This is a genomic window from Pseudomonas sp. 22085, assembly GCF_052045815.1.
GTDB classification, from domain to species: domain Bacteria; phylum Pseudomonadota; class Gammaproteobacteria; order Pseudomonadales; family Pseudomonadaceae; genus Aquipseudomonas; species Aquipseudomonas glycinae.
In genome coordinates, this window is the sequence record NZ_JBQEQA010000002.1 from 278,178 (window position 1) to 297,525 (window position 19,348).

General features: G+C 62.7%; 17 protein-coding genes and 1 pseudogene. 11 read left to right on the forward strand and 7 right to left on the reverse strand.

Translation table 11 applies throughout. The features are described 5' to 3' along the window. Nucleotides 1–21: 21 nt before the first annotated feature. Nucleotides 22–1,494: an ATP-binding protein gene (locus ACTJK7_RS03525; protein WP_108560804.1), complete on the forward strand. Its 1,473-nt coding sequence runs from the start codon at nt 22–24 to the stop codon at nt 1,492–1,494. Here the strand turns inward: ACTJK7_RS03525 and ACTJK7_RS03530 are convergent. Beyond that, nucleotides 1,456–4,242, reverse strand: a complete 2,787-nt coding sequence (locus ACTJK7_RS03530; protein ID WP_108560807.1) for an ATP-binding protein — start codon at nt 4,240–4,242, stop codon at nt 1,456–1,458. The genes ACTJK7_RS03525 and ACTJK7_RS03530 overlap by 39 nt on opposite strands. A 333-nt stretch (nt 4,243–4,575) precedes the next feature. Between ACTJK7_RS03530 and ACTJK7_RS03535 the strand changes: the two genes are divergently transcribed. Further along, on the forward strand, nt 4,576–5,145 hold the full coding sequence (locus ACTJK7_RS03535) for a flavodoxin family protein (RefSeq protein ID WP_108560810.1): 570 nt from the start codon (nt 4,576–4,578) through the stop codon (nt 5,143–5,145). A gap of 7 nt (nt 5,146–5,152) precedes the next feature. On the opposite strand, the gene ACTJK7_RS03540 is transcribed toward ACTJK7_RS03535, so the two are convergent. Continuing rightward, nucleotides 5,153–5,554: a helix-turn-helix domain-containing protein gene (locus ACTJK7_RS03540; RefSeq protein ID WP_064378890.1), complete on the reverse strand. Its 402-nt coding sequence runs from the start codon at nt 5,552–5,554 to the stop codon at nt 5,153–5,155. Between the two features lie 248 nt (nt 5,555–5,802). Here ACTJK7_RS03540 and ACTJK7_RS03545 point away from each other — a divergent pair, with 248 nt between their 5' ends. The 7 genes and pseudogenes from ACTJK7_RS03545 (at nt 5,803) to ycaC (ending at nt 12,243) form a co-directional block, all read left to right on the forward strand. Continuing rightward, the gene (locus ACTJK7_RS03545; RefSeq protein WP_108560813.1) at nt 5,803–6,786 is read left to right on the forward strand and encodes an MBL fold metallo-hydrolase; all 984 of its coding nucleotides are present in this window, start codon (nt 5,803–5,805) and stop codon (nt 6,784–6,786) included. Between the two features lie 45 nt (nt 6,787–6,831). After that, complete coding sequence (locus tag ACTJK7_RS03550) at nt 6,832–7,755, forward strand: LysR family transcriptional regulator (RefSeq protein WP_011333412.1); 924 nt, start codon at nt 6,832–6,834, stop codon at nt 7,753–7,755. Nucleotides 7,756–8,104: 349 nt separating this feature from the next. Further along, on the forward strand, nt 8,105–8,482 hold the full coding sequence (locus ACTJK7_RS03555) for a DUF6124 family protein (protein WP_064378892.1): 378 nt from the start codon (nt 8,105–8,107) through the stop codon (nt 8,480–8,482). A gap of 145 nt (nt 8,483–8,627) precedes the next feature. Next, nucleotides 8,628–9,044 (forward strand): DoxX family protein, encoded by a 417-nt coding sequence (locus ACTJK7_RS03560; RefSeq protein ID WP_039771512.1) that lies wholly within the window; start codon nt 8,628–8,630, stop codon nt 9,042–9,044. Next, nucleotides 9,037–9,663, forward strand: a complete 627-nt coding sequence (locus tag ACTJK7_RS03565) for an antibiotic biosynthesis monooxygenase (RefSeq protein ID WP_011333415.1) — start codon at nt 9,037–9,039, stop codon at nt 9,661–9,663. Before ACTJK7_RS03560 ends, ACTJK7_RS03565 begins: the two co-directional genes overlap by 8 nt. 45 nt (nt 9,664–9,708) lie before the next feature. After that, nucleotides 9,709–11,547, forward strand: a pseudogene (locus ACTJK7_RS03570) (amidohydrolase). A 69-nt stretch (nt 11,548–11,616) separates the two neighbouring features. Then, nucleotides 11,617–12,243 carry an isochorismate family cysteine hydrolase YcaC gene (gene ycaC, locus ACTJK7_RS03575; protein ID WP_040068711.1) on the forward strand — a complete coding sequence of 209 codons (627 nt, stop codon included), beginning with the start codon at nt 11,617–11,619 and terminating at the stop codon, nt 12,241–12,243. A gap of 58 nt (nt 12,244–12,301) precedes the next feature. On the opposite strand, the gene ACTJK7_RS03580 is transcribed toward ycaC, so the two are convergent. Both ACTJK7_RS03580 and ACTJK7_RS03585 read right to left on the reverse strand, forming a co-directional pair. Continuing rightward, nucleotides 12,302–13,729 (reverse strand): mechanosensitive ion channel family protein, encoded by a 1,428-nt coding sequence (locus ACTJK7_RS03580; protein WP_108560820.1) that lies wholly within the window; start codon nt 13,727–13,729, stop codon nt 12,302–12,304. A 63-nt stretch (nt 13,730–13,792) separates the two neighbouring features. Next, on the reverse strand, nt 13,793–14,809 hold the full coding sequence (locus ACTJK7_RS03585) for an alpha/beta hydrolase (RefSeq protein WP_440780282.1): 1,017 nt from the start codon (nt 14,807–14,809) through the stop codon (nt 13,793–13,795). Between the two features lie 162 nt (nt 14,810–14,971). Here ACTJK7_RS03585 and ACTJK7_RS03590 point away from each other — a divergent pair, with 162 nt between their 5' ends. Beyond that, complete coding sequence (locus ACTJK7_RS03590; protein WP_236197446.1) at nt 14,972–15,871, forward strand: LysR family transcriptional regulator; 900 nt, start codon at nt 14,972–14,974, stop codon at nt 15,869–15,871. A 149-nt stretch (nt 15,872–16,020) separates the two neighbouring features. Here ACTJK7_RS03590 and ACTJK7_RS03595 read toward each other — a convergent pair whose 3' ends face one another. The 3 genes from ACTJK7_RS03595 to gspG all read right to left on the reverse strand — a co-directional run bounded on the left by ACTJK7_RS03595 (nt 16,021) and on the right by gspG (nt 18,378). Beyond that, nucleotides 16,021–16,671 carry a hypothetical protein gene (locus ACTJK7_RS03595; protein ID WP_440780283.1) on the reverse strand — a complete coding sequence of 217 codons (651 nt, stop codon included), beginning with the start codon at nt 16,669–16,671 and terminating at the stop codon, nt 16,021–16,023. A 76-nt stretch (nt 16,672–16,747) separates the two neighbouring features. Further along, nucleotides 16,748–17,935, reverse strand: coding sequence for a type II secretion system F family protein (locus tag ACTJK7_RS03600; RefSeq protein ID WP_007956102.1), 1,188 nt, complete (start codon nt 17,933–17,935; stop codon nt 16,748–16,750). 14 nt (nt 17,936–17,949) lie between these two features. Beyond that, on the reverse strand, nt 17,950–18,378 hold the full coding sequence (gene gspG / locus ACTJK7_RS03605) for a type II secretion system major pseudopilin GspG (RefSeq protein WP_011333421.1): 429 nt from the start codon (nt 18,376–18,378) through the stop codon (nt 17,950–17,952). Between the two features lie 203 nt (nt 18,379–18,581). Between gspG and ACTJK7_RS03610 the strand changes: the two genes are divergently transcribed. Next, nucleotides 18,582–19,193 carry a lytic transglycosylase domain-containing protein gene (locus ACTJK7_RS03610; protein ID WP_221615678.1) on the forward strand — a complete coding sequence of 204 codons (612 nt, stop codon included), beginning with the start codon at nt 18,582–18,584 and terminating at the stop codon, nt 19,191–19,193. The last annotated feature ends 155 nt before the right edge of the window (nt 19,194–19,348 follow it).

The window sequence follows — 19,348 nt, forward strand, 5'->3', positions numbered from 1 at the left end:
AGGCCTGCGAAGATAACGGACATGAACAGCCTCAACGAATTGAACTCGGCGTCGGTCCTGCGTTTCGGGCCGTACGCCTTCCATTTGCGCCAACGGCTGATCCTCGAAGGGGATCGGCAATTGCGCATGGGCGGTCGTGCGCTGGACATTCTGCAAGTGCTGGTCGAGCGCGCCGGCCAGGTGGTCAGCAAAGAACAATTGATCGCGCTGGTGTGGCCGACCTCGGTGGTCGAGGAGATCAACCTGCGGGTACACATCGCCGCGCTGCGCCGGGCCCTCGGAGATGGTGAAAACGGTCAGCGCTACATCGTCAATGTGCCGCAACGCGGGTACAGCTTCGTGGCTCCGGTGCAGGGCGACAGCGTCACCCAAGTGGTGTTCGAAAACCTGCAAGCGCCCCAGCACAATTTGCCTGCACGACTGACGCCGGTCACCGGGCGCGATTCACTGGTCGGCGGTCTGGTGCGCCAACTGCCGTTGTCCCGGCTGCTGACGGTGACGGGGCCTGCCGGTGTCGGTAAGAGCACCGTGGCGCTGCGCGCAGCGGAACTGCTGCTGCAACATTTTCGTGACGGCGTGTGGCAGGTGGATCTGTCGCTGATCGATGAAAACATCCCGCTCCTCGATCACTTGCTGAAAACCCTCGACCTCGATTTCCCCACTCTGGCAGCGCGCCATGCCTTGCTGGTGCTGGACAACTGCGATCACCTGCACCAGGCCTGCCGGAGCCTGCTGCAAACATTGCTCGATGCTGCGCCGCGTCTGTCGATCCTGGCCACCAGCCGCGAGCCGTTGCGTCTCGCTCTGGAAGTCCTGCAGCCACTGCCGCCCCTGACCCTTCCCAAAGCCTCGGCCCTCAACAGTGTCGCCGAGGTCATGGGCTATTCGGCGGTGCAGCTGTTTGTCAGTCGTGCCCGCGCCCGTCAACACGGCTTCAGTCTGCGTGAGCAGGATCTGGAAACGGTGCGCGATATCTGTCGCCGGCTCGACGGTCTGCCGCTGGCGATCGAGTTGGCAGCCGCGCAGATCGATGCGCTGGCGCTGGTCGGATTGCAGACGCAACTGGACCAAGGCCTGCAAGTCCTGAGTCACGGTCGCCGCACCGCCGTGCCGCGCCACCAGTCGATGAAGGCTGCGCTGGACTGGAGCTATCAGCGCTTGAGCGAGCAGGAACAGCGCGTGCTGCAGCGGTTGTCGGTGTTCAAGATGGCATTCACCCTGGATGCCGCCATCGGCGTGATCAGTTGCGCACAACTGCCGCCCTCGACGCTGGTGGGCGTGGTCGAACAGTTAGCGGCCAAATCGCTGCTGACAACGGACCGGTCCGGCGGAGCACTGCGCTATCGAATGCTCAACATCACGCGCCGCTATGCCCGCGAACAGCTGGAGCAGGGCGGCGAACTCAATGATGTCGAGCGTCGGCACGCGCGTTACCTGGGCCGTACCCGACCCGTCTCAAGCGGCCGACTGACCGCGCAGTTCGTCGAGCAGTAAGCGCACTTTGCGCAAGTCCGGGGTGGCATAGCCTTCGGTGAAGCGCTGGTAGACCGGCGCCAGCAATTCGATAGCCTCACGATAACGCGACTGGCGCTGCCACCACTGTGCCAGCGAAGTCGCGCTGCGCAACTCCCAGGCCAGAGCACCTTGAGTCCGGGCAATCTCGAGCGATTGCTGCAAGGCGCTTTCGACCGTGTGATGACAGGGCGATTCAGCGGCCAGCAATCGCTCGGCCCGGGCCCGCAAAATTTCCGCAGTACTCCAGCCGGCCGCGCCGCTTTGTGCTCGTTCAAGCAGGGCATCGTCAACGAAGCCCGGATCCAGCGTGACCATGATTTCCCTGACCAGACCGCTGTCGGCGGGCGGGATGGTGGGGGATTTGTCGGCGTCGATCACCTGCGCGTAGTGCCGCGCCCACGTGTAGAACAGCAGCACCGAATGCTTCTGCGCCTGTTCGAGCAACAGTTGCAGCAGCGCCCGGGCGTTCTGTGTATCTCCGTTGTAATGGGCGATCAGGCACGAAGCGAGTGCCAGGGTGTAGCAGATCGAGGTGCCGTGATTGATCTGCACCGCGATGTCCAGCGCCTGCCGTGCTGTACGCCAGGCTTGCTCGGGGAAACCTTGCAGCCACAGCACACGGGCGAGGACGGTCAGCGAAGCGACGCTCTGGTCGTATTGCACGCCGAAACCGTGAGTGAAGCGGTTGAGGTGGCCGCTGTGGGCCATGCGCTGAATGACCTGTTCGGCGTGGATTCGCGCCTGGTGCTGATCGCCGGCGTAATGCAGCGCGAGCACCCGCAAGCGGTGGGTACTCAGGGACAGCTGCGCATCGCCGTGCACTCCGAGGCTTTCGAATTGCTCGCTCTGCTCCAGCGCCATCCGGTAATGCCCGCAACTGAGATTGACCGCCATGTGCCCCGACACGGCGCGCAACTGACCGGCCATGTCGTCGTGCTGTTGTGCCAGCAGCCGGGCGCTGACGAAGGCCTCGATGGTTTCCGGCGTGCCGCCCCAGGTGTGATAGCAGGCGCTGCCCAGGGCCAGTTTCAAGGCGATTTCCAGTCGCGGGCAGGGCTCGTCGGATGAAGCCAGCAGCGCCAGTGCCCGTCGTACATGAACGCCGTACTCCTTGAGCAAGGACAGTTCCTGCCACAACGGCGCCGAGGTCGCCGTCAGTCGAACGCCGAGCGCGCGCGAGCCTTCGTCATTCAGCGTCCACTCAAGGGCCGCCCGCAAGTCTTCAAGGCCACGGGCGTAACGCTCGATCCAGACTTCAGTCGCCGTGTTCTCCCAATCGGCCTGGGCCTGATACATCAGCGCCAGGCTGCGTTCGGCATGGCGTTCGCGGGTTTCGCCGAGTTCGGCGGCCTGGTCGAGTTTTTCCAGCGCATAGCGGCGGGTGGTGTCGAGCAGGCGATAGAACACTTCTTCATCGCCAACCTCGACGTTGAGCAGCGACTTGGCGACCAGTTGCGTGATCGACGCAAACACTTCGTTCGACTCGATGTGCTGACCGACGATAACCGCCGCCGCGGACTCCAGCGTGAACGCACCACGAAACACCCCCAGTCGGCGCAGCCCGGTCTGTTCGCAGCTGTTGAGCAGGTTGAAGCTCCAGTCCAGCGTAGCGCGCAGGGTTTCATGCCGACCCAGACGAGTCTGATTGCCCGCCGGCAAGCGTCCCTGAAGTTGACTCAGCAAACCCTCCAGCCCGAGGCCCGCCACCTGCGCAGCGGCCAGTTCCAGTGCCAGCGGGATGCCGTCCAGTCGGCGACAGATGTCGATGATCAAGGGCAGATCAGCGTTGCCCGGCTCAAAATGTTCGTGGGCCGCCATCGCCCGTTCGACGAACAACTGCAGCGCGGAGAATTCCATCGCCTGATCGCGATCCAGCACCGCAATCGGCGGCGGGCAGTCGAGGGATTCCAGGCGCTGCACATACTCGCCCTCGGCACGCAGGCTTTCGCGGCTGGTGGCCAGAATGTGCACCTGCGGTGCGCCGCGCAGAATGTTTTCACTCAGCATCGCCACGGCGTCGATCAAGTGCTCGCAGTTATCGATCACCAGCAGCATCTGCCGCTCGCGCAGGCTGTTGATCAGGCAGGCCATCGGTTCACTGTCGTGCAGCGAAAGGTCCAGCAGGGCGGCGAGGTGCGAGCAGATCGAGCCCGGATGTTTGAGCGGGGCCAGATCCAGCAGACGAATACCGTCGCGATAACGGCCGATCAGTTGCTCGGCGACGCGCAGGGCCACGGTGGTCTTGCCGATGCCGCCGGGGCCGACCAGGGTGATGCAGCGCTGGCGCGGCAGTTGCGTCATCAGGCTGTCGACCACCGACTGGCGCCCGATCATCCGCGTGCGGCGCAGCGGCAGGTTATGCCGGCCGAGGTTGGCGGTGGTGGGACGTTGTTCAATCGATTGCAGCACGACCGGCGCGACGAAACTGTATCCGCGCTGCGCCACCGTGACGATGTAGCGCTGCCCGGCCTGACCGTCGCCGAGGGCCTTGCGCAGCGCGGCCATGTGCACCCGCAGATTGATGTCTTCCACCACGCTGTCGGGCCAGACTCCGGCGATCAACTGTTGCTTGCTCACGACCTCGCCGGCATGGGCCAGCAGGATCAGCAGAATGTCCATGGCGCGCCGGCCCAGGCGCAAAGGCTGGTCGCCTTCAAGCACCAGCCGCTGGCCGGGGTGGATCCGATAGGGGCCGAAACCGATGGCCTGATTCGGGGAAAGACTCAACCGCTCACTCCTTCGACGCTTTTTATGATCCTGATCCGTCAGGGTGAAGAATCCGTGACGGGCAGGGCGAATAGAGGCTTGAGGGGCACGCAAGCCGTCTGATCCGCAGTATCCGAGCATATTCCTCAGGATTTGACGCCAGCGCAACTTTCGCGAAGGACTCGGGCCTTTGCATCACTCGGCATCCAGTACCGTCACCACTGTATTCAAAGGCCGGAACCCGTGCCGTTTTGCCCGATAGCCGGGGAAAATTAACAACGATTAACTCGTCCGCGTCGGCTTCAGAGCCAAAACTCCACGGCAATGGAATGCATACGTCCGGAGGACGCTGCGATGAGCAAGGTAGTAGTGGTTTATCACAGTGGCTACGGGCACACCCGCGTCATTGCCCAGGCTGTGGCCCAAGGTGTGGAGCGCCACATGGGCAGCACCTGCCTGTTGCTGGCCGTGGAAGACGTGGAAGCCCACTGGGATGACCTGCATCGCGCCGACGCCATCATCTTCGGTGCGCCGACCTACATGGGCAGCGCTTCGGCGGCGTTCAAGCAATTCATGGAGGCCACGGCCTCGTTCTACCTCGCCCGGCCGTGGCGCGACAAACTCGCGGCGGGCTTCACCAATTCCGGCAGCCTGTGCGGCGACAAGCTCAATACCTTGCTGCAAATGGCGGTGTTTGCGGCCCAGCATTCGATGATCTGGGTCGGGCTCGATCTGTTGCCGGCGCGTGCGTGCGCAGGTGTCTTCGATGGCCAACTGAATCGTCTTGGCAGCTCCCTCGGCGCGATGTCCCAATCCTGCGTCGAGCAACCGCCCGAGCAGGTACCTCCTTTGGAAGACCAACAAACCGCCGCACACCTGGGCGAGCGGGTGGCGCGACTGGCCCAGCGGATGGCTCGAGAGTGAAACCGCCTCAGCGGTTTTTCATGACCTGACAACGCCACGCAAACGGGTTGATCCCTTCGCTGCGGGTGAAGATGTGGCAGAAGTGCGCCTGATCGCAAAAGCCGCACTCCAGGCTGATCTGCGTGAGGCTGTGGTTGGTGTGCTGGATCAACTGCTTGGCTCGGGCAATGCGCTGGGTGCGGATCCAGTCTTGCGGCGAGTACCCTGTGCTGCATTTGAACGCCCGGGAAAAATGGCTGCGCGAGAGTGCGCAGGCGTTGGCCAGTTCGGTGACTTCAAGGCTGTCGCCGAGGCGTTCGAGAATCAGCTGTTTCACCAGCCGTTCCCGTTGCGGGCTGAGGCCGCCGGTGCTGGGCTTGCGGGGTTCGCTGGCAGGGGCGAGGGCGACGGTTTGCTGTGAGTGAGCCATGGCCAAGGTCCGTGTCGGTGGGGAACGCACGGTCAGCGCTTTCCCTCAGGTCAAAAAAACAACGCTGCGCAGAGGGATTCATTGTTTGGCGAGGGGCGGGTGCTGACGAGTTAAACGTTGTTAATTCCACCGTCGGCTGCAACTCAGCACACCGCTGCAAGTCCCCATGACGGGAACCGGGCAGGATGGCGACGATTGGGGGCGGGCCATAAGGGGCCGCAGAATCGGGCTCGGGCGAGGGGATGCATATGAAAGATTTGGTACGCGGCGTAATCGGCTTGGCGTTGGTCGGTGTGATGTCCGGCGCCATGGCGCAGGCACCGCAGGTCGGCACGCAGGCGCCGGGTTATTTCCGGCTGGCGCTGGGCGATTACGAGGTGACGGCGCTGTTCGACGGCTACAACGATTTGTCGCCGAAGCTGTTGCAGGGCATGAGTCAAAGCCAGATTCGCGCGCTGCTGGCCCGGCGTTCGATTGAAACGCCGGGCGTGCAGACCGCGTTCAATGCTTTCCTGGTCAACACCGGTAAACAACTGATTCTGGTGGATACCGGCGCGGGCCAGTGCATCGGCGCCACCGCCGGCCAGCTCTCGGCGAACATGCAGGCAGCGGGTTACAAGCCTGAGCAGGTCGACGCGATTCTGCTGACGCACCTGCACCTGGATCACGTCTGTGGGCTGGTCGACGGCCAGCAACGGCCGATCTTTGCCAATGCCACGGTTTATGCAGCCAAGGCCGAAGCCGATTTCTGGCTCGATCCGCAGGCCGAGGCCAAGGCGCCGGCCGGTGCCCGGGAGTTTTTCAAGATCGCCCAGGATTCCACTGCGCCTTACGTGGCGGCCGGGCGCTTCAAGACGTTCGCAGAGGGCCAGTCGCCTTTGCCGGGTGTGGTCGAAGCCACACTGGAAGCCGGGCACACGCCGGGCAGCACCACCTACCGCTTCACTTCGCAGAACCAGAGCATCGTGTTCATGGGCGATCTGGTGCATAACCTGGCGGTGCAGTTCGATCATCCGGAGGTGTCGATCCGCTTCGACGTCAACGGTCAGCAGGCGATCAAGAGTCGTAACGCCGTGTTCAGTGCAGCGGCGGCCAGCAAGACCTGGGTCACGGCCGCGCACTTGCCATTCCCGGGCATCGGCCACATCACGGCGGTCGACAAGCACTTCCAGTGGGTGCCGGTCGAATACGGCCCCTACAAACGCGCGGCCAAAGTGCCGCTGATCGAGTAAAGTTCCCACCTTTCACGTCAGGCTAAAACAAGGAAAACGTGCCCCATGAACCGTAACGATCTGCGCCGCGTCGACATGAACCTGCTGGTGATTTTCGAAGCGCTGATGTTCGAAAAGAACCTGACCCGCGTCGCCGAAAAACTGTTCATGGGCCAACCGGCAGTGAGCGCGGCGCTGGGGCGTCTGCGCGATCTGTTCGATGATCCGCTGTTGCTGCGCAATGGCCGGGGCATGGAGCCGACGGCGCGGGCGCTGGCGATTCTCCAGGAGCTGCAACCGGCGATGGACGTGATTTCCGGCGCGGTCAGCCGGGCCAAGGAATTCGATCCGGCGACCAGTTGCGACGTGTTTCGCATCGGCTTGTCTGACGATGCCGAATTCGGTCTGTTCCCGCCGCTGCTGCGCCAATTGCAGGAAGAAGCGCCGGGGATTGTCGTGGTGGTACGTCGAGCCAATTACCTGCTGATGCCGGGGTTGCTGGCATCGGGAGAAATTTCTGTCGGCGTGAGCTACACCACCGATCTGCCGGCCAACGCCAAACGCAAGAAATTGCGCGACATTCCCTGCAAGGTCCTGCGCGGCGACAACCGTCCGGGCCCGCTGACCCTCGACGAATACTGCGAGCGGCCTCATGCGATGGTGTCGTTCTCCGGAGACCTGAGCGGCAACATCGACATGGACCTGGCCAAGGTTGGCCGCAGCCGCCGCGTGGTGCTTGGTGTGCCGCAGTTCAGCGGATTGCGCGCGCTGCTGGCGGGCACCGAGATGATCGCCACCGTGCCGGATTACGCGGCGTGTGCGTTGGTCGAAGGCTGTGCGTTGCGGGCTGAAGATCCGCCGTTTCCGATTGATGCGGCGCAACTGTCGATGGCGTGGAGCGGGGTGCATGACAACGACCCGGCGGAGAAATGGCTGCGGTCGCGGATCAGTCAGTTCATGTCGGTGACGCTGGATATTCCGGCGGTTTAGCGCGGTGTTGAAAGGCGTTTAAGGTTACTTCCGGTAAGCCACAACGCCTTGCGCCTTTGCCTACGTGTACGCCAGAATCCGCCGGCTTGTGCGCCTAGGGGGCGGGTTCTATTGTTTGGCGGTCGCTGAAAAGCAGCGATCGGGTTTAGCAGCCCGGATCTACTCTAGACGCACAATGCCCTTCGTTCGTGATCAGGCTTACGCCTGACCGTCCACGTTATGGCGGCTTTGCGTGGGGCACTTCGGTGCGCCGGGTTCTAGAGTCCTGGTCTGCTAACCCGCGTACGGCCGCCACCTCTTTCGTTTAGCAGCGAAGCGTGGCGCCTCCACTACTCTAGAGGCTTTATCCATGATCAAACCAACGCCAAACCCGCCTGAAACCGACCCCACTTCGCCCTACGAAACCCTCGATTCCAAGAAATTCCACGAAGCCGCCGAGCGCGCCCTCGACCACTACCTCAATCCGCTGCTCCCCAGAAAACCGCTGCTCAAACCCAACACCCGCTACCTCATCGCCCCCGGCATCGACAGCGAAGAACTGCTGGCCGACGCCTGCGAAACCCTGACCTCGGCCAAGGTCATGGCCAATGACTTCGCCGGGCTGGTGGACGGCCCGCAGCGGCATGTGCTGTTGGGGATTGCGCAATTGATCATGCTGGGGGAGCTGGCGGTGAATCGAGTGCTGGATAATCTGGAACTGAAGGCTGAGGCGCCCGCTGTAGCTTGATCGACTGATCGACTGCTCACCTGATCGTTCCCACGCAGAGCGTGGGAACGATCGACGGTGGTCTCAAAAATAGAGCACACCCATCCAATTTCCCCCCGATCAATCGCTGCACCATGGCCTGCAATGATTAATCAAGGGTGGGCCCATGAACGCTGTACAACGCAATGACCAGGCGCAAGATCTCGGCCTGCTGTTCCTGCGGGTGACCGGCGGGTTGTTTCTGCTGTTCGTCCACGGCTTGCCCAAGCTGCTGGACTTCACCGCGCAGCTGCAACTGATCGAAGACCCGTTCCACCTCGGTGCTCACCTCACTTTGATTCTGGCGATCTTCGCCGAAGTCCTCTGTCCGCTGCTGATCGTCGCCGGGGTGCTGGCGCGTCTGGCGTGCTTGCCTATTCTCTTTGTGCTGCTGGTGGCGCTGCTGCTTGTGCATCCGCAATGGAGTGTGGCCGAAGGGCAGTTCGGCTGGTTGCTGTTGATCCTGTTTACCACTGTTTTGATCGCCGGGCCGGGACGGCTGGCGCTCAATGTTCGTTTGCCCGGAGTGCTCCGTTATGCCTGATGCCCAGACCCCGAAAAAACCGGGACCCGAAGAAACCGTGACGCTCATCGTCAAGCACCGGGTCAAGGCCGGTTTCGAACAGCCGTACGAAGCGTGGCTGCGCAATATCGTCAGCGTGGCGGGGCGCGAAGAAGGGCACTTGGGCGTGGATGTGATGCGCAGCCAGCAGGGCGGTCTCGCGCTGTTCACCTGCGTGCTGCGTTATTGCTCGACCGACGCGATGCAGCGCTGGCTCGACTCGCCGCAGCGTCAGAAACTGATCGATGAAGCCGCGCCGATGCTCGCCGACGGCGATCAGACCGAAGTTAACGCAGCCAACGAATTCTGGTTCACGCCGACGGCCGAGGCCGGATCGCCGCCACCACGCTGGAAGCAGGCCGTGGTGACGCTGCTGGTGATTCTGCCGCACACCTTGCTGGTGCCGCTGATCTGGGGGCCGTTGCTGCAACTCAATGCATTCCTGTCCAACTACGTGGTCGCCACGTTCCTGATCACCCTGACCATCGTGGTATCGGTGGTCTACGTGTTCATGCCGCCGGTGACCCGTCTGTTCGCGCCGTGGCTGGAAGCCGGTCAGTCACACAAACACCTCGAATCCAATGCCAATCCGCCGCGCTGAAGCGGCGGGTCCGGGCTCCGTTTCACCTATCTCGAAGGAACTGCGATGAACGCCGATCTGATTCTGTTCAATGGCCAATTTCATACGGTAGACCGCGAAAAACCCCTCGCCAGCGCCGTGGCAATCAAGGACGGGCGCTTCGTCGCCGTCGGTAACGATGCCGAGGCGATGGCGCTCAAGGGCGCCGGCACTCAAGTGGTCGACCTCAAGGGCCGCTGCGTGATTCCCGGCCTCAATGACTCGCACTTGCACTTGATCCGTGGTGGCTTGAACTACAACCTCGAACTGCGTTGGGAAGGCGTGCCGTCGCTGGCCGATGCGCTGCGCATGCTCAAGGATCAGGCCGACCGCACACCGACCCCGCAATGGGTGCGCGTGGTCGGCGGCTGGAACGAATTCCAGTTCGCCGAAAAACGCATGCCGACCCTCGAAGAAATCAACTAGGCCGCGCCGGACACCCCGGTGTTCATCCTGCACCTGTACGACCGTGCGCTGCTCAACCGCGCCGCGTTGCGCGTCGCCGGCTACACCCGCGACACGCCGAACCCGCCGGGCGGCGAGATCGTGCGCGATGCCAACGGGAACCCGACCGGCATGCTGGTGGCGCGGCCAAACGCGATGATTCTGTACTCGACGCTGGCCAAGGGGCCCAAGCTGCCGCTGGAGTATCAGGTCAACTCGACCCGTCAGTTCATGCGCGAACTCAATCGCCTCGGCCTGACCAGCGCCATCGATGCCGGCGGCGGTTTCCAGAACTACCCGGACGACTATCAGGTGATCGAGCAACTGGCCAAAGACGACCAGTTGACCGTGCGCATCGCCTACAACCTGTTCACCCAGAAGCCGAAAGAAGAGCTGACCGACTTCCAGAACTGGACCGGCAGCGTCAAGTTGCATCAGGGCGATGACTTCCTGCGCCACAACGGCGCCGGGGAAATGCTGGTGTTCTCGGCAGCGGACTTCGAAGACTTCCTCGAACCGCGCCCGGACCTGCCGCAGACCATGGAACAGGAATTGGAGCCGGTGGTGCGCCACCTGGTCGAACAGCGCTGGCCGTTCCGTCTGCACGCCACCTACAACGAATCCATCAGCCGCATGCTGGATGTGTTCGAGAAGGTCAACCGCGACATTCCGTTCAACGGTCTGCCGTGGTTCTTCGATCACGCTGAAACCATCACCCCGCAGAACATCGAGCGGGTGAGGGCGCTGGGCGGCGGCATCGCGATTCAGGATCGCATGGCGTTCCAGGGCGAATACTTCGTTGACCGTTACGGCAAACAAGCCGCCGAAGCCACGCCACCGATCAAGCGCATGCTCGCCGAAGGCGTGCCGGTCGGTGCGGGCACCGATGCCACTCGGGTGTCGAGCTACAACCCGTGGACTTCGCTGTACTGGATGGTCAGCGGTCGCACCGTTGGCGGTCTGGCGCTGTACGAAGAAGGTTTGCCACGCAGCACCGCGCTGGAACTGTTCACCCATGGCAGCGCCTGGTTCTCGTCCGAGCAGGGCAAGAAGGGCCAGATCAAGGTCGGGCAACTGGCGGACCTGGCAGCGCTGAGCGCGGACTTCTTCAGCGTCGAAGAAGAAGCGATCAAGTGGATCGAGTCGGTAATGACCGTGGTTGGCGGCAAGATCGTGTACGCCGCCGGCGACTTCGAAGACCTCGGCCCGCGTTCGCTGCCGGTGCTGCCGGATTGGTCGCCGGTGGTGAAAGTCCCGGGCCACTGGCGCCCGAATTCGCCCTTGCAGGCTCAGGTACACCAGTGCAGCGGCCCGTGCGCGGTGCATACCCACAGCCATGAAAAAGCGCGGATGTCGAATGCGCCGGTCAGCGATTTCGCCGGCTTCTGGGGCGCGTTCGGCTGTTCCTGCTTCGCGTTCTGATCCTTTTGAAAAAGCGCCGCTCTGTGTGAGCGGCGCTCCCCGCAACAACCATCCATCGAGGAGTTTCACATGAGCAACGTTCCTTACAAACGCTTGAACAAAGACGATGCCGTTGTGCTGTTGGTCGACCACCAGACCGGTCTGATCTCGCTGGTACAGGATTTCTCGCCGAACGAGTTCAAGAACAACGTGCTGGCACTGGGCGACATCGCCAAGTTCTTCAACCTGCCGACCATCCTCACCACCAGCTTCGATTCCGGCCCGAACGGCCCGATCGTGCCTGAGCTGAAAGAGCAATTCCCGGACGCGCCGTTCATTGCCCGTCCTGGCCAGATCAACGCCTGGGACAACGAAGACTTCGTCAAGGCGATCAAGGCCACCGGCCGCAAGCAACTGATCATCGCCGGTGTCGTGACTGACGTGTGCGTGGCGTTCCCGACCCTGTCGGCCATCGCTGAAGGTTTTGAAGTGTTTGTGGTCACCGACGCTTCCGGCACCTTCAACACCACCGTGCAACAAGCGGCGTGGGCGCGTATGTCGGCTGCCGGCGCACACCTGCTGAACTGGTTTGCTGTGGCCTGCGAGCTGCAAGTCGACTGGCGCAACGACATGGAAGGCCTGGCGAATCTGCTGTCCCAGCGTCTGCCGAACTACCGCAACCTGATCAACAGCTACACCAAGTTCACGGCCAAGTAAGCTTGTAATGAAGAGGCCCGCCAAAATGGCGGGCCTCTTTTTGCCTTCAGAAAAGGGCTCAGCGCTTTTGCAGCCAGCCCAGAAATCCACCTTTTTTCACCGGTGCCGGCTTGGCCATCAACGCCAGCCGACTGTTCTGCTGCCGTACCGCCTGCAACTTGTTCAACGCCTGACCCACTTCACTGCGTTGTTCCATGCACTGGCGGGTCAGGTTCTTGTCGAGGCGATAAATGATCGAAGACGTCAGCGCGGTAAACGTCGCTTGCGAAGGCGTGTCCGCGAGGATGCTTTGCTCACCCATGACCTCACTCGGCCCCATGCGTCCGGCCTCGGTGAAGCCGTTGCCGTCCGGCACACTGGCGCTGACCACGCCGGTGGCGATCACGAACAGGCTGTCCGGGACTTCCTCCAGATTGAGCACTACCTGCCCGGCGCTGTACTGCTGCGCGACCATCGATTCGGCGAGGCGATCGCGTTCCTCGTGGCTCAGCGAGCGGAAGATTTTCACTTCATCGAGCAACGCGCGGGCGCGGGTAGAAGGTTCGATCACACCGTCCGGGTGCCGCGAAATACCGGCCGCTTCGAGATGGCGGTGGGCGAGGTCGAACAGTTGATTGCGCACCTCGCTTTTCTTGCCCAGTTCGGCGATGAACCCGCTGGCCACGTATTCCGACATTTCGTCGCCGGCCTCTTTCAGCACCGCTTTCGGCGCGGGCGTCAGCAACAGACTGCTGCTGCCTTGCAGCGTGCGCTCGAGGGCGTCGAGCACCCGGCGCGGGCGAATGTGGTTCGGCACCTTGATGCTGATCGACACGCCGTGCAGGTTGTTCGGCCGGCTGAGGTTGACGATCTTGGCCTTGGCCGCCACCGAGTTCGGCACCACGGCCAGAGTGCCGCTGCTGGACAGCAGGTGCGTGGCGCGCCAATTGATGTCGAGCACCTTGCCTTCGACGCCGTCGATGACCACCAGATCATCCACCTGATACGGCTTGGTGGTGTTGAGCACGATGCCGGAAAACACGTCAGCCAAGGTGCTTTGCAGCGCCAGACCAATGACGATCGCCACCACCCCGGAAGTCGCCAGCAGGCCTTTGACCGGCAGATCCAGTACATAACCGGCCGCTGCGACGATGGCCGCCAGAAACACCAGCGCACCGATCACGTCCTGCAGCAGGCGGCCGCTGTGACCGATGCGGCGCATCAGGATCAAACCGATGACTTCGGTCAGCACCCGCGCGGCGTACAGCCACCAGAGAATGCCCAGTGCCGTCGCCCCAAGTTGCGCCACCGGGTCGTCGGCAAACAGCGGCGCCTGCAACGGGCTGACGCCGGCGTTGATGGCCAGCGCGTTGAAGGCCAGGAACAGCACCAGTCGCACGGCGACCCGTTGCGCGCGATGCTTGAACGGTGCGAGGTGCCAGAGCAAGGTGTCGAGCACCAGCAGCAGAGCGCTCCAGGACAGCAGGTGGGCAGAAAAAAGGCTCATGGGATGAACTCCGGCGGGCACAAAAGAAAACGCCACACCCGAAGGTGTGGCGAGGGGTTGCACTCAGTTCAGATGGGTCTTGAGTTCTGCCGCAGCCTGGCGCACGGCGGCTTTCACTTCAGGAATCCCGTTCAGCGGGTTGAGCAGGCCGAAGTCGTGAATCATCCCGTTGTAGCGCACCGAGGTCACCGGCACACCGGCCGCGTCGAGGTGGCGGGCGTAGCCTTCGCCTTCGTCACGCAGCACGTCGAACTCGGCGGTCTGCACCAGCGCGGCGGGCAGGCCCTTGAGCTGTTCGGCGCTGGCGTTGAGCGGCGAGGCATGGATCTGTGCACGTTCGGCCGGGTTGGTGGTGTAGTTGTCCCAGAACCATTGCATCATGCCCTTGGTCAGGAAGTGGCCCTCGGCGAATTGCTGGTACGAGCCGTTATCGAACCCGGCGTTGGTCACCGGCCACATCAGCAACTGGAAGCGCAGCGCCGGGGTTTTCTGTTCCTTGGCCATCAACGCCACCACCGCTGCCATGTTGCCGCCGACGCTGTTGCCGGCCACCGCCAGACGCTTGCCGTCGACACCGATGTCCTTGCCGTGCTCGGCCACCCATTTGGTTGCCGCGTAAGCCTGATTGATCGCAGTCGGGTACTCCGCTTCCGGCGACGGCGTGTAGTCGACATACACCGCGACCGCGCCGGAACCCACCACCAGATCACGGATCAAGCGTTGGTGGGTCGGGTAGTCGCCCAGCACCCAGCCGCCACCGTGGAAGAACATGAACACCGGCAACTCACCTTTGACCTTGGCCGGACGCACCACTTTCAGGTTGATCGTCTGGCCGTCGACCTTGATCGCCTTGTCGCTGACTTCAACGCCGGACAGGTCAACCTTCACCGAAGCCTGGGCGCCGGTCAGCACCGCACGGGCGTCTTTCGGGCTCAGTTGCTCGAGCGGTTTGCCACCGCCGGCGGCGAGGGCGTCGAGGAAGGCCTGGGTGTTGTGTTCGACGCCAGTGCTTTCGGCGGCGAAGGCGTTGCCGATGGACAGGGCGAGGAGGGAAGCGGCGAGGGTTTTCTTGATGTTCATGTGCAATTCCTTTTTAAGTCGTTTGAGTTTTTGTATGCCTTGGGATCGGGCTGCTGTGGCGCTGGGCTTCAGGCCTCAGCAACACCGTGAGCACAGATTAATGAGGTGCCGGAAAGTGAAAAAGCGGCTATAAAGCGTTTAACTGTCAACCAGAGAGTGACAATGAACCCGTTCGAAGACATGCGTATTTTTTGCCAGGTCATGGACTCCGGCAGCTTCACGGCGGCGGCCGATCAGTTGGGCCTGTCCAAGCAGTTCGTCAGCCGTCGCTTGATGCAACTGGAGGAGCGCCTCGGCGTGCGATTGCTCAACCGTTCGACCCGGCGCCTGGACGTGACGCCGCTGGGCCAGAGCTATTACGAGTCGGCGCTGCGTTTGCTCGGTGAAGTCGAGTCGGTGGAGCAGGGCATCGCGGGGCAGACTGCCGAGCCGCGCGGGGCGATTCGCGTGAGTGCGCCGCTGTCGTTTGCGCTGGCGCATCTGGGCTGTCTGCTGCCGCCGTTTCTGCAGCGTTATCGCGAGGTCACGGTGGAGGTGGACTTGAGCGACCGGCCGGTGGACCTGCTGGGCGAGGGTTACGACCTGGCGCTGCGCATCGGTGTGCTGGAGGACTCGACCCTGATCGCCCGACGCATCGCGTCAATCGAGCGGGTGTACTGCGCCAGTCCTGCTTATCTGGCCGAGCGCGGTGCGCCGGTCAAACCGGAAGATCTGCTGGGCCACGACTGTCTGCCTTACGGCCACGGGCGTTCGGTGCAGTGGCGGTTCAATGCGGGGCAGGGCAAGCCGCTGCTGGTGAATGTCACCGGGCGGATGCGCGTCAACAACGGTGAGTTGCTGCGGGATGCGGCGGTGGCGGGGATGGGGATTACCTATCTGCCGACGTTCATTGTCGGCGCGGCGCTGAAGGATGGGCGGCTGGTGCCGGTGCTGGACGAGTTTCGGCCGGAACCGCTGACGCTGTCGGCGGTGTACCCGCAGCATCGTCAGGCATCACGGCCGGTGCAGGCGTTGATCGAGTTTTTGCGTGAGCGGCTGGATCAGAATCATGTCGCTCTCTAGGTTTTGCGGTGAACTGGTGGGCACCGATGAGCCCTGTGGGAGTCGGGCTTGCCCGCGATAGCGGTGGGTCAGTCAGTGATGCTTTAACTGACCAGGCCTCATCGCTGGCAAGCCAGCTCCCACAGGGATTGTGATGCTTTCAGTTCGGGTCAGTTGGCGCGCTTGTCATCGCCAGGCTCGCCGCCAACGTGTACGCCACGGTCATCACCGATCTCGCCAGCGCGATGTACGCCACGGTCATCACCGATCTCGCCAGCGCGATGCACGCCATGGTCATCGCCGACTTCACCGGCACGATGTACGCCATGGTCATCACCGATTTCACCAGCGCGATGCACGCCATGGTCATCACCGACCTCTCCGGCCCGATGCACACCGTGGTCGTCGCCGGGTTCAGAATGCGTGCCGCTGCGACCCGATGACGCCGTGTTGCCGGAATGGCTCGAACCGTGGTCACTGCCGCTGTGGCCACTGTTGCCACCGCCGCCACTGCCACTGTTGCCGCCACCGCCGCTGCCGCCGCCGTGACCACCACCATTGCCACCGCTGCCGCCGCCTCCATTACCGCCACCGCTGCCGCCGCCTCCATTACCGCCACCACCGCCTCCGCTACCGCCCCCTCCATTACCGCCGCCACCCCCACCGTTACCACCGCCGCCCCCGCCGCTTCCTCCACCACCACTTCCCCCTTCCTTGGCCTGAACACTCGACACCCCGTACAGGTTGTCCGGAATCAGTACGGTAGACGCCGACAGGACTGCGCCGATGGCCATTGCGAGCACGAGCTTTTGAATGTGCATATCGTTCTCCGTCTTTGTTGTCTTGATTGGGAACGTGGATGTGGCTTGTTGCGTGTGATCCGACCCGTTCCCGAGGTCAGTGGATACTCGAAGCCAGTTCGAAGATCGGGATGTACATCAGGATCACGATCACCCCGATCAACAGGCCGATGAAAGTCATGAGCAGCGGTTCGAACAACCGCACGAACCACTCGATCCAGCGGCTGATTTCCTCGTCGTAGAAATCGGCGCTGCGTTCCATCATTTGCCCGAGGTTGCCGGACTGTTCACCGGCGCGCAGCAGGCGCAGGGACACGGGCGTCACCAGCCGGTTGAGCTCAAGGGCAGTGGACAACGATTGCCCCTCGCGCACCCGCTCGCAGGCCTGGTCCAGCCGCGCTCGCGAGGCCACGGTGAGCAGGCCGCGCACCATGCCCATGGCCGTCACCAGCGGAATTCCGCCTTGCAGCAGAATCCCCAGTGACCGGTAAAACCGCGCCAGCTCATACATGAAAATCCGCTGATGCACGGCAGGCAGTTTCTCCACCAGCCGATCCAGCCCACGGCGAAACGCCGGTTGTTTCTGCAGCACGGCGAGGGCGATGACGATTGTCGCCAACAGGCCGAAAAACTCACCCTGATGGGCGTGCAGAAACATGCCGCTGCTCATCAGGATCTGCGACAGCCACGGCAGGTTCGAGCCCAGTCCTTCGAACACCAGACTGAAGCGCGGCACCACGTAACCCATCAGAAACAGCACCACGCCACCGCCGACCACCAGCAACAGCAGCGGGTAGATCGAAGCGCTGACGATCTTCTGCCGCACCTCGTCCATGCGCTGGCGATAGCTCACGTAACGGCCCAGCGCATCGCCGACCGCGCCGGTCTTCTCGCTGGACTGTACCAGCGCCACGTACAACGGCGGGAACACCGCCGACAACTGTCCGAGCGCCTGGGAGAAGGATTTGCCCTCGTACAGCAGCCGCACCAGCTCACTCAAGGTTTTGCGGGCGGCGGGGGCGGTTTCTTTTTCGGCCAGGCTTTCCAGCGCATCGATCAGCGGCAGGCCGGCGTTGAGCAGGGTGGTCAGTTCCTGGCTGAACAGCACCAGGTTGAAGGTTTCTCGCTTGCTCAGGCGTAACGAACGCCAGTGCCTCTCGGCGTGCAGGCTGACCACGCGCAAGCCCTGATCCTCGGCGATGCGCCGTGCTTCGCTCTGGCCGGGCGCCTCGACGCTCAGCGACACCACTCCGGCCTTGCCCACTGCTTTGAGTTGAAATCGCATGCCGTGAGCTCCGCTTATTGCCAGTTGGTGACTTCGGCGTTTTCGCCTTCGCCGCCGGGCTGGCCGTCCTTGCCCATCGAGAGCAGGTCGTACTCGCTGTTTTCGCCGGGATAGCGGTAGGTGTAGTTACGCCCCCACGGATCCTGCGGCAGTTTTTTCTGCAAGTACGGGCCGGTCCATTTGGCTTCGTCGCTCGGTGCGGTCACCAGCGCCTGCAAGCCCTGTTCGGTGGACGGGTAGTGGCCGACCTCCAGTCGATAGAGATCCAGCGCCTTGCTCAGGCCTTCGATCTGCGCCTTGGCGACCTTTACCTCGGAACGCCCCAGCTGGGCGAAATATTTGGGCGCGACGATCCCGGCCAACAGGCCGAGCACCACCAGCACCACGAGCAATTCGAGCAGGGTGAAACCGCGTTGGGCACGCGGACGAAATTGCAGCTTCATGATGACCTCCCGTGAGTGGCAGCCGTGTCGCCGAAAGGGCTTATGCAATTGCCATGCTCAGCCCCCGATAAATTCTGTGGTCGGGCTGAAGCCCTTGTATTACGGGCTTTTCAAGAGTCGGCACAGTGCTTGCGTACGGCTGATCAACGACGGGTCAGTGGGGCATTTCCCCCAATTTTTCGGGGCCTGTCAGGGGAGGCCCAATGATCCATTCATTCACTGCAGGACTGCTCGGCTGCGTGCTGTCGGTCGGTGTCGCGCAAGCCGATGTCTTCGTTTCCATGGACGCCAAGGGCAGCTACGTGCTGTCGAACGTCCACCGTCCCGGACGCACTTACGAGCGGGTGATTCGCGAGTCCGATGCGCCGCTGGTCAGCCTTGACCAGCAACCGCAATTGATCGCCAACCAGCCCTACGCCGAGCTGGTGTCAGCGGCGGCCAGCGCCAATCACCTGCCCGAGGCTTTGCTGCACGCGGTGATCAAGTCCGAATCCAATTACAACCCCGGTGCCACCTCGCCCAAAGGCGCTGGCGGACTGATGCAATTGATGCCCGACACCGCCCGCGAGCTGGGGGTGAAAGACGTCTACGACCCCAAGGCCAACATCCAGGGCGGGGCCAAATACCTCAAGCGCCTGATGACCCTGTTCGACAACGACATCGCCCTGGCCGTGGCGGCCTACAACGCCGGGCCGGACGCGGTGCTCAGCCGGGGTCGGGTGATTCCGCCGTTCGCCGAAACCCAGCGCTATGTCCCGAGCGTGCTGCGTCAGTACCGGCGCTTGCAGGGGCTGGCGGTGGATGCGCCGTTGTAGCCCCCAGTCCTGGTTTTCCCCACTTTCGGGGCAAACCCGAGGGGCTCGGAAAAGTGGGGAAACGGGTGGGGAATATCCCCCGGATTCTCAAGTGACCTGTGTAACCGTTTGAGTTGGAACGACATTTTTTGTGGCATGCGGATTGCTCCAAGGGC

Coding starts and splice junctions, on each gene's coding strand:
- ACTJK7_RS03525 (WP_108560804.1), top strand. CDS start 22: ATGAACAGCCTCAACGAATTGAACTCGGCGTCGGTCCTGCGTTTCGGG.
- ACTJK7_RS03535 (WP_108560810.1), top strand. CDS start 4,576: ATGAGCAAGGTAGTAGTGGTTTATCACAGTGGCTACGGGCACACCCGC.
- ACTJK7_RS03540 (WP_064378890.1), bottom strand. CDS start 5,554: ATGGCTCACTCACAGCAAACCGTCGCCCTCGCCCCTGCCAGCGAACCC.
- ACTJK7_RS03545 (WP_108560813.1), top strand. CDS start 5,803: ATGAAAGATTTGGTACGCGGCGTAATCGGCTTGGCGTTGGTCGGTGTG.
- ACTJK7_RS03550 (WP_011333412.1), top strand. CDS start 6,832: ATGAACCGTAACGATCTGCGCCGCGTCGACATGAACCTGCTGGTGATT.
- ACTJK7_RS03555 (WP_064378892.1), top strand. CDS start 8,105: ATGATCAAACCAACGCCAAACCCGCCTGAAACCGACCCCACTTCGCCC.
- ACTJK7_RS03560 (WP_039771512.1), top strand. CDS start 8,628: ATGAACGCTGTACAACGCAATGACCAGGCGCAAGATCTCGGCCTGCTG.
- ACTJK7_RS03565 (WP_011333415.1), top strand. CDS start 9,037: ATGCCTGATGCCCAGACCCCGAAAAAACCGGGACCCGAAGAAACCGTG.
- ycaC (WP_040068711.1), top strand. CDS start 11,617: ATGAGCAACGTTCCTTACAAACGCTTGAACAAAGACGATGCCGTTGTG.
- ACTJK7_RS03580 (WP_108560820.1), bottom strand. CDS start 13,729: ATGAGCCTTTTTTCTGCCCACCTGCTGTCCTGGAGCGCTCTGCTGCTG.
- ACTJK7_RS03585 (WP_440780282.1), bottom strand. CDS start 14,809: ATGAACATCAAGAAAACCCTCGCCGCTTCCCTCCTCGCCCTGTCCATC.
- ACTJK7_RS03590 (WP_236197446.1), top strand. CDS start 14,972: ATGAACCCGTTCGAAGACATGCGTATTTTTTGCCAGGTCATGGACTCC.
- ACTJK7_RS03595 (WP_440780283.1), bottom strand. CDS start 16,671: ATGCACATTCAAAAGCTCGTGCTCGCAATGGCCATCGGCGCAGTCCTG.
- ACTJK7_RS03600 (WP_007956102.1), bottom strand. CDS start 17,935: ATGCGATTTCAACTCAAAGCAGTGGGCAAGGCCGGAGTGGTGTCGCTG.
- gspG (WP_011333421.1), bottom strand. CDS start 18,378: ATGAAGCTGCAATTTCGTCCGCGTGCCCAACGCGGTTTCACCCTGCTC.
- ACTJK7_RS03610 (WP_221615678.1), top strand. CDS start 18,582: ATGATCCATTCATTCACTGCAGGACTGCTCGGCTGCGTGCTGTCGGTC.